At 70.1% G+C, this 15,401-nt stretch carries 16 protein-coding genes; 13 read left to right on the top strand and 3 right to left on the bottom strand.

Features of this window, described 5'->3' with window-relative positions:
• Positions 1-4: 4 nt before the first annotated feature.
• The 11 genes from ACFRU2_RS33585 (at position 5) to ACFRU2_RS33535 (ending at position 10,467) form a co-directional block, all read left to right on the top strand.
• Entirely contained in the window at positions 5-796 is a 792-nt protein-coding gene (locus tag ACFRU2_RS33585) for a formate/nitrite transporter family protein (protein ID WP_382979582.1), read from the top strand.
• Positions 797-897: 101 nt separating this feature from the next.
• Positions 898-1,677, top strand: coding sequence for a helix-turn-helix transcriptional regulator (locus tag ACFRU2_RS33580; RefSeq protein WP_375953899.1), 780 nt, complete (start codon positions 898-900; stop codon positions 1,675-1,677).
• The gene (gene sufB / locus ACFRU2_RS33575) at positions 1,674-3,089 is read left to right on the top strand and encodes a Fe-S cluster assembly protein SufB (RefSeq protein ID WP_382979579.1); all 1,416 of its coding nucleotides are present in this window, start codon (positions 1,674-1,676) and stop codon (positions 3,087-3,089) included. Before ACFRU2_RS33580 ends, sufB begins: the two co-directional genes overlap by 4 nt.
• Before the next feature lie 59 nt (positions 3,090-3,148).
• Entirely contained in the window at positions 3,149-4,327 is a 1,179-nt protein-coding gene (gene sufD, locus ACFRU2_RS33570) for a Fe-S cluster assembly protein SufD (RefSeq protein WP_382741772.1), read from the top strand.
• Positions 4,327-4,644 carry a bifunctional 3-phenylpropionate/cinnamic acid dioxygenase ferredoxin subunit gene (locus ACFRU2_RS33565; RefSeq protein ID WP_250742308.1) on the top strand — a complete coding sequence of 106 codons (318 nt, stop codon included), beginning with the start codon at positions 4,327-4,329 and terminating at the stop codon, positions 4,642-4,644. The genes sufD and ACFRU2_RS33565 overlap by 1 nt, the downstream gene beginning before the upstream one ends.
• 7 nt (positions 4,645-4,651) lie before the next feature.
• Positions 4,652-5,419, top strand: a complete 768-nt coding sequence (sufC, locus tag ACFRU2_RS33560) for a Fe-S cluster assembly ATPase SufC (protein WP_382979577.1) — start codon at positions 4,652-4,654, stop codon at positions 5,417-5,419.
• Positions 5,416-6,672: a cysteine desulfurase gene (locus ACFRU2_RS33555; RefSeq protein ID WP_382979575.1), complete on the top strand. Its 1,257-nt coding sequence runs from the start codon at positions 5,416-5,418 to the stop codon at positions 6,670-6,672. The genes sufC and ACFRU2_RS33555 overlap by 4 nt, the downstream gene beginning before the upstream one ends.
• Before the next feature lie 29 nt (positions 6,673-6,701).
• Positions 6,702-7,163, top strand: coding sequence for a Fe-S cluster assembly sulfur transfer protein SufU (gene sufU / locus ACFRU2_RS33550; RefSeq protein ID WP_250742305.1), 462 nt, complete (start codon positions 6,702-6,704; stop codon positions 7,161-7,163).
• Positions 7,160-7,504, top strand: coding sequence for a metal-sulfur cluster assembly factor (locus ACFRU2_RS33545; protein ID WP_030009139.1), 345 nt, complete (start codon positions 7,160-7,162; stop codon positions 7,502-7,504). The genes sufU and ACFRU2_RS33545 overlap by 4 nt, the downstream gene beginning before the upstream one ends.
• 201 nt (positions 7,505-7,705) lie before the next feature.
• Positions 7,706-9,091 carry a DUF3616 domain-containing protein gene (locus ACFRU2_RS33540; protein ID WP_382979573.1) on the top strand — a complete coding sequence of 462 codons (1,386 nt, stop codon included), beginning with the start codon at positions 7,706-7,708 and terminating at the stop codon, positions 9,089-9,091.
• Positions 9,088-10,467, top strand: coding sequence for a DUF3616 domain-containing protein (locus ACFRU2_RS33535; RefSeq protein WP_382979571.1), 1,380 nt, complete (start codon positions 9,088-9,090; stop codon positions 10,465-10,467). The genes ACFRU2_RS33540 and ACFRU2_RS33535 overlap by 4 nt, the downstream gene beginning before the upstream one ends.
• On the opposite strand, the gene ACFRU2_RS33530 is transcribed toward ACFRU2_RS33535, so the two are convergent.
• The gene (locus ACFRU2_RS33530) at positions 10,454-11,359 is read right to left on the bottom strand and encodes a hypothetical protein (protein WP_382979569.1); all 906 of its coding nucleotides are present in this window, start codon (positions 11,357-11,359) and stop codon (positions 10,454-10,456) included. The two genes, ACFRU2_RS33535 and ACFRU2_RS33530, sit on opposite strands and share 14 nt — an antisense overlap.
• Positions 11,360-11,512: 153 nt before the next feature.
• Here ACFRU2_RS33530 and ACFRU2_RS33525 point away from each other — a divergent pair, with 153 nt between their 5' ends.
• On the top strand, positions 11,513-11,836 hold the full coding sequence (locus ACFRU2_RS33525; RefSeq protein WP_382979567.1) for a DMT family transporter: 324 nt from the start codon (positions 11,513-11,515) through the stop codon (positions 11,834-11,836).
• Between the two features lie 43 nt (positions 11,837-11,879).
• Here ACFRU2_RS33525 and ACFRU2_RS33520 read toward each other — a convergent pair whose 3' ends face one another.
• Positions 11,880-13,544 (bottom strand): hypothetical protein, encoded by a 1,665-nt coding sequence (locus ACFRU2_RS33520; RefSeq protein ID WP_382979564.1) that lies wholly within the window; start codon positions 13,542-13,544, stop codon positions 11,880-11,882.
• 212 nt (positions 13,545-13,756) lie between these two features.
• On the opposite strand from ACFRU2_RS33520, the gene ACFRU2_RS33515 reads away from it, so the two are divergent.
• Positions 13,757-14,305, top strand: a complete 549-nt coding sequence (locus ACFRU2_RS33515) for a TetR/AcrR family transcriptional regulator (RefSeq protein WP_382979562.1) — start codon at positions 13,757-13,759, stop codon at positions 14,303-14,305.
• Between the two features lie 42 nt (positions 14,306-14,347).
• Here the strand turns inward: ACFRU2_RS33515 and ACFRU2_RS33510 are convergent, their stop codons facing one another.
• Positions 14,348-15,220 (bottom strand): winged helix-turn-helix transcriptional regulator, encoded by an 873-nt coding sequence (locus ACFRU2_RS33510; RefSeq protein ID WP_382979561.1) that lies wholly within the window; start codon positions 15,218-15,220, stop codon positions 14,348-14,350.
• Positions 15,221-15,401 lie beyond the last annotated feature (181 nt).

Here is a 15,401-nt window from a genome sequence, read left to right as displayed (position 1 = left end):
AATGGTGAACAGCATCGCTCAGAACGTCGAAGCCACCTCGGGGCAGGCCGAGCACAAGGCCCATGACCTCGGGCATCCGCCGCGCTACTTCGTCTCGGCGATGCTCGCCGGCGCCTACATCGCCGTCGGCGAGGTGCTGCTCCTGGTCGCGATCTCGCCGTTCGTGGCCAAGGGTTCGCCGGCCGTGAAACTGCTGGAGGGTGCGGTCTTCCCGATCGCCCTGACCATCGTGATGTTCGCCGGCGCCCAGCTCTTCACCAGCAATGTGATGGTCATGCTGGTCGGCGCGCTGTCCGGGCGGACCGGTCCCAGGGACCTGATCCTGTCCTGGACGCTCTCGCTGGCCGGGAACCTGGTCGGAGCCTTCACCTTCGGGGCCATGGTGCACGCCTCGGGGGTGGCTTCCTCGCCCTCGGCGCGGTCCATGCTCACCGAGATGGTGCACGGGAAGATGGCGCTGAGCGGCGGACAGCTGTTCTGGCGCGCGGTGCTCTGCAACATGCTGGTCTGCCTGGCCATCTGGATGTTCACCCGGGCCCGCGGCGATGCCGCCAAGATTTTCGTCCTGTGGCTGCCGGTGGCCGTTTTCGTCGCCGTCGGATTCGAACACTGTGTAGCGAACATGGCTGTTTTCAGCCTCGCGATCCTGGATGGCTCAGCCGGATTCGGTGATCTTTTCCGGAATCTGATGTTCACCGTGCCGGGGAACGTCGTGGGCGGGGGATTGCTGGTGGGGGCCGTTTATTGGTTCACCGGCGGGGCCCTGCGCGAGAGCGGAGCGTCGACTTCCGTATAACGCTCCGTGGATAAATAAGGTAACCCTTAGTGATGGAGGCCACCAGAGGTGGCCTCCATCACGGCTTGTCGGGGCGCGACTAATTACGCAACAATGGCGTTGTGAAATACGGCGAACGGATGAGCGAGGCCCCCCAGGGCGAACTCGCGACCGGGGAGCGGTCAACCCGCAACCGGGTCGCGCGGTCGATCCTGGACCACGGTCCCTCCACCGTCGCCGACCTCGCCCAGCGCCTCGGCCTCACCCAGGCCGCCGTTCGCCGCCACCTCGACACGCTCGTCGCCGACGACGTGGTCGAACCCCGTGAGCAGCGCGTGTACGGTGCGCGGACCCGAGGCCGGCCCGCCAAGGTCTTCGCGCTGACCGACTGCGGTCGTGACGCCTTCGACCAGTCCTACGACTCGCTCGCCGCCGACGCCATGCGCTGGATCGCGCAGGTCGCCGGGGGCGGGGAGCAGGGCGAGGCGGCCGTGGCCGCCTTCGCGAAGGCCAGGCTCACGGCGCAGGCCGAGACCTACCGCGAAGCCGTGGAAGCGGCCGACCCGGCGGAGCGCACCGAGGCCCTTGCCAGGGCGTTGACCGGAGACGGGTACGCTGCTACGGCGAAGAGCGCTCCCGGTCCGCACAGCGGTGAACAGCTCTGCCAGCACCACTGCCCGGTCGCACACGTCGCCGAGCAGTTCCCGCAGCTTTGCGAGGCGGAGACCGAGGTCTTCTCCCGATTGCTCGGGACGCATGTGCAGCGTCTCGCCACGATCGCCCACGGCGACGGGGTGTGCACGACGTTCATTCCACGCAGTGGGAACGGCGTCGGTGCCACAGACGCCACACAGACCGACACATCAGTATCTGCAAGTACGGCCGGGAGGAACCCCGCATGACCACGGAGACTGCTCACCCTGAGCTCGATGGCCTGGGCACCTACGAATACGGATGGGCCGACTCCGACGCGGCCGGTGCGGTCGCCAAGCGGGGCCTGTCCGAAGAGGTCGTCCGCGACATCTCGGCGAAGAAGTCCGAGCCGGAGTGGATGCTGAACCTCCGCCTCAAGGGCCTCAAGCTGTTCGGCAAGAAGCCCATGCCCAACTGGGGTTCCGACCTCTCGGGCATCGACTTCGACAACATCAAGTACTTCGTGCGTTCCACCGAGAAGCAGGCCGCTTCCTGGGAGGACCTGCCGGAGGACATCAAGAACACGTACGACAAGCTCGGCATCCCGGAGGCGGAGAAGCAGCGCCTCGTCGCCGGTGTCGCGGCCCAGTACGAGTCCGAGGTCGTCTACCACCAGATCCGTGAGGACCTGGAGGAGCAGGGCGTCATCTTCCTCGACACGGACACCGCGCTCAAGGAGCACCCGGAGCTCTTCCAGGAGTACTTCGGCACGGTCATCCCGGTCGGCGACAACAAGTTCGCCTCGCTGAACACCGCCGTGTGGTCGGGCGGCTCGTTCATCTACGTCCCCAAGGGCGTCAAGGTCGACATCCCGCTCCAGGCCTACTTCCGTATCAACACGGAGAACATGGGCCAGTTCGAGCGGACGCTGATCATCGTCGACGAGGACGCCTACGTCCACTACGTCGAGGGCTGCACCGCCCCGATCTACTCCTCGGACTCGCTGCACAGCGCCGTGGTCGAGATCATCGTGAAGAAGGGCGGCCGCTGCCGCTACACGACGATCCAGAACTGGTCGAACAACGTCTACAACCTGGTCACCAAGCGCGCCGTGGCGTACGAGGGCGCGACCATGGAGTGGATCGACGGCAACATCGGTTCCAAGGTCACCATGAAGTACCCGGCCGTCTACCTGATGGGCGAGCACGCCAAGGGCGAGACCCTCTCCATCGCCTTCGCGGGCGAGGGTCAGCACCAGGACGCCGGCTCCAAGATGGTCCACATGGCGCCGAACACCTCCTCCAACATCGTCTCGAAGTCGGTGGCCCGTGGTGGCGGCCGCACCTCGTACCGCGGTCTGGTCGAGATCGGCGAAGGCGCCCACGGCTCCAAGTCCAACGTGCTGTGCGACGCGCTCCTGGTCGACACCATCTCCCGCTCGGACACCTACCCCTACGTGGACGTCCGCGAGGACGACGTGTCGATGGGCCACGAGGCGACCGTCTCCAAGGTCTCCGACGACCAGCTCTTCTACCTGATGAGCCGCGGTCTGACGGAGTTCGAGGCCATGGCGATGATCGTGCGCGGCTTCGTCGAGCCGATCGCCCGTGAGCTGCCGATGGAGTACGCGCTGGAGCTGAACCGGCTGATCGAGCTGCAGATGGAAGGCTCGGTCGGTTAGTCCCGGCCCGCCCGACGTCCCGCAGCAGATTCTTTAAGGAAGAGAGCAACACGACAGCCATGGCTGAGGCTCAGAACATTCCGGCGGGTTCCACCACCGCCGGCGCGATCGCGGTGGCCGCCGAGTCCACCGTCGCCACCCGGATGAGTGCCCCCCCGTCCTTCGACGTGGCGGACTTCCCCGTGCCCAACGGGCGCGAGGAGGAGTGGCGCTTCACGCCGCTCGCCCGCCTCAAGGGCCTGCACGACGGCACCGCGGTCGCCAACGGCACCATGAAGGCCCAGATCGACGCGCCCGACGTGGTCACGATCGAGTCCGTGGAGCGCGGCGACGCGCGCATCGGCAAGGCCGGCACCCCGGTGGACCGGATCGCCGCCCAGGCGTTCTCGTCCTTCGCCAAGGCCACGGTCGTGACCGTGCCCAAGGAGGCGGTCCTCACCGAGCCCGTGCGCGTCACGCTGCACGGCGAGGGTGGCACCACCTTCGGTCACACCGTCTTCGACGTGCAGGCCTTCGCCGAGGCCGTCATCGTCATCGACCACACCGGTGACGGCGTGCGCGCCGCCAACGTCGACTTCCTCGTCGGCGACGGCGCCAAGCTCACCGTGGTCTCCGTGCAGGACTGGGACGACACCGCCGTCCACTGCTCCCAGCACAACGCCCTGGTCGGCCGCGACGCGACCTTCAAGTCGATCGTGGTCACCTTCGGCGGTGACGTCGTACGCCTGCACCCGCGCGTGAACTACGCCGGTCCCGGCGGCGAGGCCGAGCTCTTCGGCCTGTACTTCACGGACGCCGGTCAGCACCAGGAGCACCGCCTCCTGGTCGACCACAAGGCCCCGCACTGCAAGTCGAACGTGGTCTACAAGGGCGCGCTCCAGGGCCAGGACGCCCACGCCGTCTGGATCGGTGACGTGCTCATCGAGAAGACCGCCGAGGGCACCGACACCTACGAGATGAACCGCAACCTCGTCCTCACGGACGGCGCGCGGGTCGACTCGGTGCCGAACCTGGAGATCGAGACCGGCGAGATCGTCGGCGCCGGCCACGCCTCCGCCACCGGTCGTTTCGACGACGAGCAGCTCTTCTACCTCCAGGCCCGAGGCATCCCGGCCGACGAGGCCCGCCGCCTGGTCGTGCGCGGCTTCTTCGGCGAGCTCGTGCAGCAGATCGGTGTCCCCGACATCGAGGAGCGGCTGCTCGCGAAGATCGAAACCGAGCTGCAGGCGTCCGTCTGATGACCTACGTCAAGGCCTGTGCGCTGAGCGAGCTGGAGGAGAACGCCCCCAAGCGGGTCGAACTCGACGGCACGCCGGTGTCCATCGTCCGCGCCGAGGGGGAGGTGTTCGCGATCAACGACATCTGCTCGCACGCGAACGTCTCCCTCTCGGAGGGCGAGGTCGAAGACTGCATGATCGAGTGCTGGCTGCACGGCTCTGCCTTCGACCTGCGCACCGGCAAGCCGTCCGGTCTGCCCGCGACGCGCCCCGTACCCGTATACCCCGTAAAGATCGAAGGGGACGACGTGCTCGTCTCCCTCACCCAGGAGTCCTGAGGTATCCATGGCAACGCTTGAAATCCACGACCTGCACGTCTCCGTCGAGGCCGAGAACGGCGCCCGCGAGATCCTCAAGGGCGTCAACCTCACCATCAAGCAGGGTGAGACGCACGCCATCATGGGTCCGAACGGCTCCGGCAAGTCCACCCTCGCGTACGCGCTCGCCGGTCACCCGAAGTACACCATCACCAGCGGCACCGTGACCCTCGACGGCGAAGACGTCCTGGAGATGTCCGTCGACGAGCGCGCCCGCGCCGGCGTCTTCCTCGCCATGCAGTACCCGGTCGAGATCCCCGGTGTCTCGGTCTCCAACTTCCTGCGCACCTCGGCCACCGCCATCCGCGGCGAGGCGCCGAAGCTGCGTACCTGGGTGAAGGAGGTCAAGTCCGCGATGGAGCAGCTCCAGATGGACCCGGCCTTCGCCGAGCGCAACGTCAACGAGGGCTTCTCCGGCGGTGAGAAGAAGCGCCACGAGATCCTCCAGCTGGAGCTCCTGAAGCCGAAGATCGCGATCCTCGACGAGACCGACTCCGGCCTCGACGTGGACGCCCTGCGCCAGGTCTCCGAGGGCGTCAACCGCGTCCGCGACACGGGCGAGGTCGGCACCCTGCTGATCACGCACTACACGCGGATCCTCCGCTACATCAAGCCCGACTTCGTCCACGTCTTCTCCGAGGGCCGCATCGTCGAGTCCGGTGGCGCCGAGCTCGCCGACAAGCTGGAGGCCGAAGGCTACGAGTCGTACAGCACGAAGGGTGGCGCGAGCGCGTGACACAGTTGCCTGGCCTCCTCGACATCGAGGCGATCCGCAAGGACTTCCCCCTTCTGGATCGTGTGGTCCACGACGGGAAGAAGATCGTTTATCTGGACAACGCGGCGACTTCGCAGAAGCCGCGCCAGGTGCTCGACGCGCTGAACGAGTACTACGAGCAGCACAACGCCAACGTCCACCGCGGCGTGCACGTGCTCGCCGAGGAGGCCACGGCGCTGTACGAGGGCGCCCGCGACAAGGTCGCCGCCTTCATCAACGCTCCGAGCCGCAACGAGGTGATCTTCACCAAGAACGCCTCGGAGTCGCTCAACCTGGTCGCGAACATGCTCGGCTGGGCGGACGAGCCCTACCGGGTCGACCGCGACACCGAGATCGCCATCACGGAGATGGAGCACCACTCCAACATCGTGCCGTGGCAGCTGCTCTCGCAGCGCACCGGTGCGAAGCTGAAGTGGTTTGGCCTCACCGACGACGGCCGGCTCGACCTGTCCAACATCGAAGAGGTCATCACGGAGAAGACGAAGATCGTCTCCTTCACGCTGGTCTCCAACATCATGGGCACGGTCAACCCGACCGAGGCGATCGTCCGGCGCGCGCAGGAGGTCGGCGCGCTGGTGCTGATCGACGCCTCGCAGGCCGCACCGCACATGCCGCTCGACGTGCAGGCGCTCGGCGCCGACTTCGTGGCCTTCACCGGTCACAAGATGTGCGCTCCGACCGGCATCGGCGTCCTCTGGGGCCGCCAGGAGCTGCTCGAGGACCTGCCGCCCTTCCTGGGCGGCGGCGAGATGATCGAAACCGTCTCGATGCACTCCTCGACCTACGCCCCGGCGCCCCACAAGTTCGAGGCCGGTACGCCCCCGATCGCCCAGGCCGTCGGCCTCGGCGCGGCCGTGGACTACCTGACCGCGATCGGCATGGACAAGATCGCCGCGCACGAGCACGCGATCACCGAGTACGCGATCAAGCGCCTCGCGGAGGTCCCGGACCTGCGCATCATCGGCCCGACCACGGCCGAGGACCGCGGCGCAGCGATCTCCTTCGTGCTCGGTGACATCCACCCGCACGACGTCGGCCAGGTACTGGACGAGCAGGGCATCGCGGTCCGCGTGGGACACCACTGCGCCCGCCCGGTCTGCCTCCGGTACGGAATTCCGGCGACGACGCGAGCGTCTTTCTATCTGTACTCCTCTCCGGCCGACGTCGACGCACTGATCGACGGGCTGGAGCACGTACGGAACTTCTTCGGATAAGACGAAGCGACGAGGGCGACGAGGGCGCAGTGAAGCTGGAATCGATGTACCAGGAACTGATCCTGGACCACTACAAGCACCCGCGCGGGCGAGGCCTGCGCGACGGCGACGCCGAGGTGCACCACGTCAACCCGACGTGCGGTGACGAGATCACCCTGCGCGTGAAGTACGACGGCGAGACCCTCACGGACATCTCGTACGAGGGCCAGGGCTGCTCCATCAGCCAGGCCGGCGCGTCGATACTGAACGAGCTGCTCGTCGGCAAGGAGCTGGGCGAGGCGCGGAAGATCCAGGAAGTCTTCCTGGAGCTGATGCAGTCCAAGGGCAAGCTGGAGCCCGACGAGGCCATGGAGGAGGTGCTGGAGGACGCGGTCGCGTTCGCCGGCGTCTCCAAGTACCCGGCCCGGGTGAAGTGTGCTCTGCTGAGCTGGATGGCGTGGAAGGACGCGACCGCCCAGGCACTGGGCGACGCCGAGAGGAAGACGGCATGACCGAGAACGCGACGCCCGAGGCGTCCATCAAGCCGGCCACCGAGGAAGAGGTCCGCGAGGCCCTCTACGACGTGGTCGACCCCGAGCTGGGCATCGACGTCGTCAACCTGGGCCTGATCTACGGCATCCACATCGACGACGCGAACATCGCGACCCTCGACATGACCCTCACCTCGGCGGCCTGCCCGCTGACGGACGTCATCGAGGACCAGGCGAAGTCGGCCACGGACGGCATCGTCAGCGAACTGCGCATCAACTGGGTCTGGATGCCGCCGTGGGGCCCGGACAAGATCACGGACGACGGCCGCGAGCAGCTGCGCGCGCTCGGGTTCAACGTCTGACCGAGGTCCGACAGCAGAGTGAACGAACGACCCCCGGCACGGGTGTGCCGGGGGTCGTCTGTTTTCCCGGAGGACGGTCGGCGTGCACCGGGAGTTGGCCACGGTGGCCGAATCTTCTCGACGGCCCGTCACAACGTGACGGCGCAGACGAGAGGACCTCCGTTGACCGTTCGCCCTTCACCGGCACACCGCCTCGGTGCCGTGGGAGCCGCCGGGGCCGCCGCCCTGCTCGCCGCAGGACTGGCCGCGCCCGCCCACGCCGCGCAGGAAGCCGCCGCCGAACCGACCATCGCGCTCTCCGCCGGCCACCTCTCCGGTGCCGTCGGCGCGATCGGCGACCCGGGCGTCACCGTGGACATCGCGCAGCAGGGGATACCCGCCGCCTTCCTCAAGGTCGACGTCCTCTCCTCCAGCAACCCGGACGTCGCCGGGCCCGGCGACGTCCGCATCGAACGGACCGGCCACGGCGACCGCGAGCTGACCGTCCGCCCGCGGGCCCAGGGCTACACCGACCTGACGCTCCGGGTGACCGGCCGCGGCGGCAAGACGGCCACGGCCACCCTCTCCTACGCCGCTTCGGCGCGGGTGGGCACCAGCGCCTTCTCCACCCGCTACCTCACGGGCTCCGCCGATTCCTCGGCCGCCGTGGACGTCGGCGGCGGCTACGCGCTGGTGGCCGACGACGAGACCAACGTGCTGCGCCTCTACGACCGTTCCCGCTCGGGCGCCCCCGTGAAGACCTGGGACCTCGGCCCGGCGCTCGGCATCAAGAAGGAAGCCGACATCGAGGCCGCCGCCCGCGTCGGCGACACCGTCTACTGGACGGGCTCGCTCGGCAACAACAAGGACGGCAAGTACAAGGCCGAGCGCAACACCGTCTTCACCACCCGGCTCACCGGCACGGGCGCCGACACCGAGGTCGTCTTCGGCTCCGCCTACAAGGGCCTGCGCGAGGACCTGATCGCCTGGGACACGGCCAACGGGAACCGCTTCGGCTTCGCGGCGGGCACGGCGGCCGGCAAGATCCCGAAGAGCATCGACGGGTTCAACGTGGAGGGCCTGGAGTTCGCCCCGGGTTCCACCACCACCGCCTACCTGGGCTTCCGCGCCCCGCTCGCCCCGGCGGTGCCCGGCGGCAAGGCGCTGGTCGTGCCCGTCACCAACATCGACCAGGTCGTGGCCGGCGCGGCCAAGCCGGTCTTCGGCGAGCCGGTCGAGATGGACCTCGGAGGCCTCGCGATCCGCGACATCCGCAAGAACGCCGCCGACCAGTACCTGATCCTGGCCGGCTCCTGGGCGGCGGACGACAACTCCGACCCGTACGCCCTCTACCAGTGGGACGGAGTCCCGGCCCACGCCCCGGTGAAGAGGGCGGACCTGCCGACCACCGACCCGGGCGGCTGGGAAGCCGTGGTCTCCGTACCCGACCTGCGGGTGCCCGGCGCCCGCGTCCAGCTGATCACCGACAGCGGCTCCGCCGACCTGTACGGCGACGGCACCGAGGCCAAGGACCTCGACCACCCGGAGTGGAAGAAGTCCCGGTCCGGATGGTTCATGCTCGGCCCGATTCGTGGGGGAACTCGATGAAGACGCAGACGAAGAAGACGTACCTCGGCGCCGCCGGCATCGCCGCGCTGCTCCTCGCCGCCACGACGATGCCCGCGCAGGCGGTCACGTACGGCACGCCCACCATCTCGCTGTCCGCCTCCTACCTGTCCGGCGCCGTCGGCGCGACGGGTGACCCGACGGTGGACGTGACCGTGGCGCAGAGCGGCGCGGACGTCTCCGCGCTCACCGTCAGCGCCTCGGCCTCCAGCAAGGCCACGGTCGCCGGGACCGGCGACGTGAACGTCACCGGGGCGGGCGCGGTCCGCAAGCTGGCGGTCGCCGCCCGCGGCCGCGGCTACACCAACCTCACCGTCAAGGTGACCGGGCTGGGCGGCAAAACCGCCACCAAGACCCTGTACTACGCGGCCTCCTCCGCGGTGCAGAACCCGGCCGACGCGCGCTACTTCACCGGTGCCTCCGACTCCTCGGCCGCCGTGGACGTCGGCGGCGGCTACACGGTCGTGGCCGACGACGAGAGCAACGTGCTGCGCCTGTACGACCGCGCCAACTCGGCGGCCCCGGTCCGGACCTGGGACTTCAGCTCGCAGCTCGGTGTCACCAAGGAGGTGGACATCGAGGGCGCGACCCTGATCGGCAACACCATCTACTGGACGGGCTCGCTCGGCAACAACAAGGACGGCGAGTACAAGGCGCCCCGCAACACGGTGTTCACCACCACGCTGACCGGCTCCGGATCCACCGCGCAGCTCGCGTACGGGCGTTCGTACAAGAAGCTCCGCGACGACCTGGTGGCCTGGGACACGGCGAACGGGAACCGCTACGGCTTCGCCGCCGGTACGGCCGCCGGTGAGGCGCCGAAGCAGATCGACGGGTTCAACGTGGAGGGGCTGGAGTTCGCCCCGGGTTCCACCACCACCGCCTACCTGGGCTTCCGCGCCCCGCTGGCCCCGGCGGTGCCCGGCGGCAAGGCGCTGGTCGTGCCGGTGACCAACTTCGACAAGGTGCTCTCCAGCGGCACCAAGGCCACCTTCGGCGCGGGCATCGAGCTCGACCTCGGCGGGCTGGCGATCCGCGACATCCGCAAGAACGCCGCCGACCAGTACCTGATCCTGGCCGGCTCCTGGGCGGCGGACGACAACTCCGACCCGTACGCCCTCTACCAGTGGGACGGGATCGCGGGCCACGCCCCGGTCAAGCGGGCCGACCTGCCGACCACCGACCCGGGCGGCTGGGAGGCCATCGTGGCGGTCCCCGACCTGTCGGTCGCGGGCGCGCGGGTGCAGCTGATCACCGACAGCGGCTCCGCCGACCTGTACGGGGACGGCACCGAGGCCAAGGACCTCACCCACCCGGAGTGGAAGAAGTCCCGCGCGGCCTGGTTCACGCTGAACTGAACTCCCCGGATTGCGCGGAGCGGCTGGTGAGCTGCCTGCTGAGATCCGCCGCGAGATCCTCGCGGCGGATCCGCAGGTCCGTGTAGAGCAGGCCGGCGGTGAGCTGCGGGAAGCAGAGCAGCAGCGTCTGGGCGACCATCGCGCCGAGCGCCGTGAGGATCGCGTGCACGAAGCCGCCGTCCACCGCCGGGATCAGGCTGAGCGCCCCGGCGAAGGCGAAGGGCAGCTGGACGGCGTACGCCGCTGCGAGCGCGAGCCCGGCGGCGAGGCCGGTGAGCCCGAGCGTGCGCCACCAGGCCCCCCGCACCAGGCGGGCCGAGCGGCGCAGGGCGCCGAGCGGGCCGCGGCCCTCGCAGGCGGCGACCGTGGGCGCGAGCGCGCACAGCACCCCGAGTCCGAATGCGGCCGGCAGGGTGGCCGCCGCCACCAGCGGGGGCAGCCCGGCGGCCAGGACGGCGGCGCCCGGTCCGGCCACGGCGCCGAGCACCAGGAGCTGGGTGCCGAGGACGGCCCCGAAGCGGGGGCGGGCGGCGCGCAGCAGCGTACGGGCGGTGGCGGGGCGGCCGAGGACCGCCGGGCGGAGGACGGCGCCCGCCAGGGCGGAGGCCAGGGCGCAGGTCAACAGGGCCGCCAGGGCCGCGGCGGGAACCAGGGCGTCGACGGGCCGGACGTGCAGCGCGAGGGCGGCCAGGGCGGTCGCGGCGAGCAGCAGCAGCGCGGCGAGCTGACCGAGGAGCATGGCGCCGACCAGCGGCACCCAGTACCGGGCGAGGGCGGCGCAGGCGCCGCCGAGTATGTCGCCGGAGCTCAGGGGCCGCAGGGATATCACGCCCGGCCTGGGCGGCCGCGGCGCCAGCCAGCCGCCGCCCCAGTGGGTCCACTGCCCGTCCATGTGGATCTCCTCCCGTCCGGGTCGAGGGCGCACACCGTAACCGCGGACGCGCGGGAAGTCCCGTAGCCGCGCGGAAATGACCGCACCCCGCTGCACGGGTGTCCGCGGTTTGTGTATGTACGGGTGTACGCATCGTTGTGTACGGTCGTACGTATGCCCTATCTCCTGCTTGCCGCCGCCATAGTCGCCGAGGTCGCCGGGACCACCGCCATGAAGTTCAGCGAGGGCTTCACCAAGCTGTGGCCCTCGCTGATCACGCTGGTGGGGTACGTCATCGCCTTCACCCTGCTCGCGCAGACGCTGAAGTCGATGTCGGTCGGGACGGCGTACGCGATCTGGGCCGGTGTCGGCACGGCCGCGATCGCCGCGATCGGCATGATCTTCATGGGGGAGGCCGCGACGGCCGCGAAGATCGGCGGAATCGCGCTGGTGATCGCCGGGGTCGTGCTGCTGAACCTCGGCGGGACGACGCACTGATGCCCCGCCGGAAGACCGGCGGGGCATCAGCGGGTGCCGTTGCTCACTGCACGTCGACGAGGTCCTCGCGGCTCGTGGCGTTGAAGTGGTCGTACGTGGCCTGGTCGTAACGGGCCTGCCAGGCTCCGTCCTTGGCGGCGGTGAAGAAGGTCTTGAACGTGCCGTCGGCCGCCGTCGTGGTGGTGCCCGCCAGCGTCCACGCGGTCGCGCCGGTCGCGCGGAAGTAGATGCGGACGGGCTGGCCGCCGTATCCGCTCCAGGTGGTCTCGTTGTAGTACCGGGTGTGGGTGAGCTTGCCGGTGATGCCGATCGGCTTTCCGGCCTTGACCGGCTCCGGGGCGGCGTTGAACTCCGGGATCGCCGTGTTCACCCGGGCCAGGAACCTGCGGGCGTCGGGCCCGGCGGGGATCCCGGAGGCGGCGACGTACCGCAGCCGCCAGCCGCCGGGCCCCGGGTAGGGCAGCCCCGCCGCCGTGACGGCGCGCGTGCTGTCACCGGCCGGGGCGGCGCTGTACCGGGTCGCCTTGGTGATCCACTCCGACGAGCCGTTGGGCTGGAACTCGACCAGGACCTTCAGCTTGGAGGCCGCCGGGAGGTCGTACGCGGACAGCTTGCCGGTGAGGGAGACCTTCCGGTCCGCGGTGAGCGTGGCGGTCAGGCCCCCGTGGAAACCGGCGCTGGTGGAGGGATCCACGGCCACGGTCGCGTAGCTGGGAGCCAGCCAGGCCGATCCGGTGAGGGTGACCAGCCCGGAGATCCTGCCGTCCACCAGGACCTGTGTGGCGAACCGGCCGTCCGCGCCGGTCTTCGCCCAGCCCCCGTCCCTGGACTGGACCCAGGTGCCCGCGGGCGCCGGCTTCCAGGTACCGTCGGCGCCCTTGAAGGTGAGCCGGCCGCCCACCGGGGCCTTGGAGCCGTCCGGGGCCTTCACCGTGGCGGCGTCCAGGGTGATCCTGGAGCTCGGGCCCTGGGAGGTCTGGACCGTGCGGGTCTGGCCGAGCGGGCTGTTCGCCCCCTCCTTCTCCGGCCGGAGGGTCACCTGGACGCCCGTCCCGCCCGTCACCGGGTCGTCCTCCTCGGAGCCGGTGAAGGTGAACGGCGTCTCGACGTGCCCCGCGGCGTCGGTGAGCACCGGGGTGGAGCCCGCCGCCGTGTCCAGCATCAGCTTGCCGTTGGGAAGCGGCTGCTCGGTGTCGTTGCGGGGGTCGAGGCCCACCGCGTCGGCCTTGATGGTGACCGTCCGGTGCTCGACGTCGGGCGTCCCGACCACCCGGAGGGCGGTGACCCGGGGGATCAGGCCGTACGCGAGGGTGGCCTTGTCCTTGTGCACGACCGGTTCGCCCTCGGTGCCGTCGTACAGGACGTCCACGCTGTACACGCCCAGGTCCGCCAGCCGCAGGGGCGCGGAGCGGATGCCGGTCTCGGGGTCGGTGTCGTCCTGGCAGGACGGGCTGCACGGGTCCTCGTCCGGCGTGGGCTCGAACGAGGTGATCGTCGCCACCGGGGTGGCGCTGCCGGCCTTGCGCAGGTTCACCTTGAGGTGCTGCGGCAGCTTGGATCCGCCGAAGTCCAGGTAGATCCGCGTGCTGTCGGTCCAGGCCTTGAAGCCGGACGGGTGCGGGTCCGCCGCCAGGGCGGCCGTGGGAATCGCGAGGACGACCCCGAGCGCCGTGGCCGTGCACAGAGCCGCCAGGCTGCGCTTCCTCATTTGTCTTCCTCCGGGAACTCGACTGGGCTAGCAGGATTCGGAGTTGAGACCCGCCGGCCGGGCAAAGGGTTGTACGGGGACTTGGACGAGTTGCCTCGCGTGCGTCCGGCGGTGCGTGCGGCGGGCCTGTGTACTGTCGTACGCATGCTTCGTCCGTCACCCGCAGCCGCCGTGCCCGTGCCCGCCGCCGCCGTGACGGGAGCCGTCCGCTGATGGCCGGCTCGGTGCGCCGCTACGACCCGGACCGGCGGGAGCGGATCATCGCCGCGGCGATCCGGGTGGTGGGCGCCCGCGGCATCGCGGGGCTCAGTCACCGCAGCGTGGCCGCGGAGGCCGACGTACCGCTCGGGTCCACGACGTACCACTTCAAGACCCTGGACGACCTGCTGGTCGCGGCGCTGCGCCAGGCCAGCGAGGGCTTCGCCCGGGCGGTGGCGGACTCCGCGGCGCTGGCCGATCCGGATGCCGACCTGGCGGGCGCCCTGGCCGTCCTGCTGGGCGAGTTCCTCGGTGCGGACCGGTCGCGGGCGGAGCTGGAGTACGAGCTCTACCTGGCCGCCCTGCGCCGCCCCGCACTGCGGCCCGTGGCGGCCGAATGGTGCGAGGCCGTCTCCGCGGCGCTGTCGGACCGGGTGGACCCGGCGACGGCCCGGGCGCTGGTCGCCGTGATGGACGGGATCAGCCTGGAGGTGCTGCTGACGGGGGCGGAGTACGACGAGGCGTACGCCTGCGAGATCCTGCGGCGGGTGCTGCGGGCCTGACGAAGGCCTCGCCGGCGGCCCCGGCCGCGGCCGGCCCCGGGGCTACGCGCCGCGGACCGCCGCGAGGGCGGCGGCCACGCTCGCCTCGATGTCCCGGACCGGGTAGAAGACCTCGCGGACGGTCCGGTCGCGGTCCACGACCAGCGTCAGGCGCTTCAGCCGGCTGATGCCCCCGGCCCGGAACGTCGGCAGCCGCAGCGCCGTCACGAGTCCGAGCTCCGCGTCGGAGAGGAGGGGGAACCGGAGCCCCTCGGCCTCCGCGAACTCCCGCTGTTCGTCCGGCCGCTGGGTCGACACCCCGTGCACCGTGGCACCCGCCGCCGTGAACTCCGCGAGCTGGTCCCGGTAGGTGCACGATTCGAGGGTGCAACCCCGCGCCCCGGGGATCCCGGCCCACCCCGGCGGGTAGGACTCGGACCGGGCGAACGCGCCCGGGAAGCAGTACAGGACGGTGAACGGCGTGTCCGCCACCGGGTCGCGGAGCTCGCCGAAACGGTCCGGCAGCATCAGCTCGGGCAGCCGGGTGCCCCGCAGGGCGTGGACCCGTACCGCCTCGCGCGAGGTCTCGTGCGTCGTCGCCGTCATCTCTCCCTCTCCCAGGATCCAGGTGTCCCCCCAGTCCTGGAGGGCGACCAGCACCGGCAGCAGCCCGCGCCCGCGCGGGGTCAGCCGGTATGCGTAGCGCACCGGGCGGTCCTGGTACGGCTCGCGGGTGAGCACGTCCGCCTCGACGAGGAGCTTCAGCCGTTCCGTCAGGACCTTCCGGGACATGCCCAGTTCGCGCTGGAACTCGTCGAACCGGTGCACGCCGCGCGCCGCGTCGCGCACGATCAGCAGCGTCCACCAGTCGCCCACGACGTCGAGGGCCTGGGCGATGGAGCAGTCCGCGTCGTCGAGGTGCGTGCGCTGGGCCATGGGCACTCCTTATGTCCGTTGACCCGAGGTTGTCATGCTGACATAGTCCGTTCCTAAAGGGAACTCACTCAGGCCGCCACCGGCTCCGGCTGGGGCCAGGGGCGGGGGTCTGAGTCTGGCCGGCACAGGTTGGGGGGGAGAAGTTTCCGGTCTCTTCGGCGTTTTCTTTTGGGGACCTAAG

This window comes from Streptomyces sp. NPDC056883 (assembly GCF_042788835.1).
In the GTDB taxonomy this organism is placed as follows: Bacteria; Actinomycetota; Actinomycetes; order Streptomycetales; family Streptomycetaceae; genus Streptomyces; species Streptomyces stoeckheimensis.
This window is presented reverse-complemented; position numbering and strand designations above follow the sequence as displayed.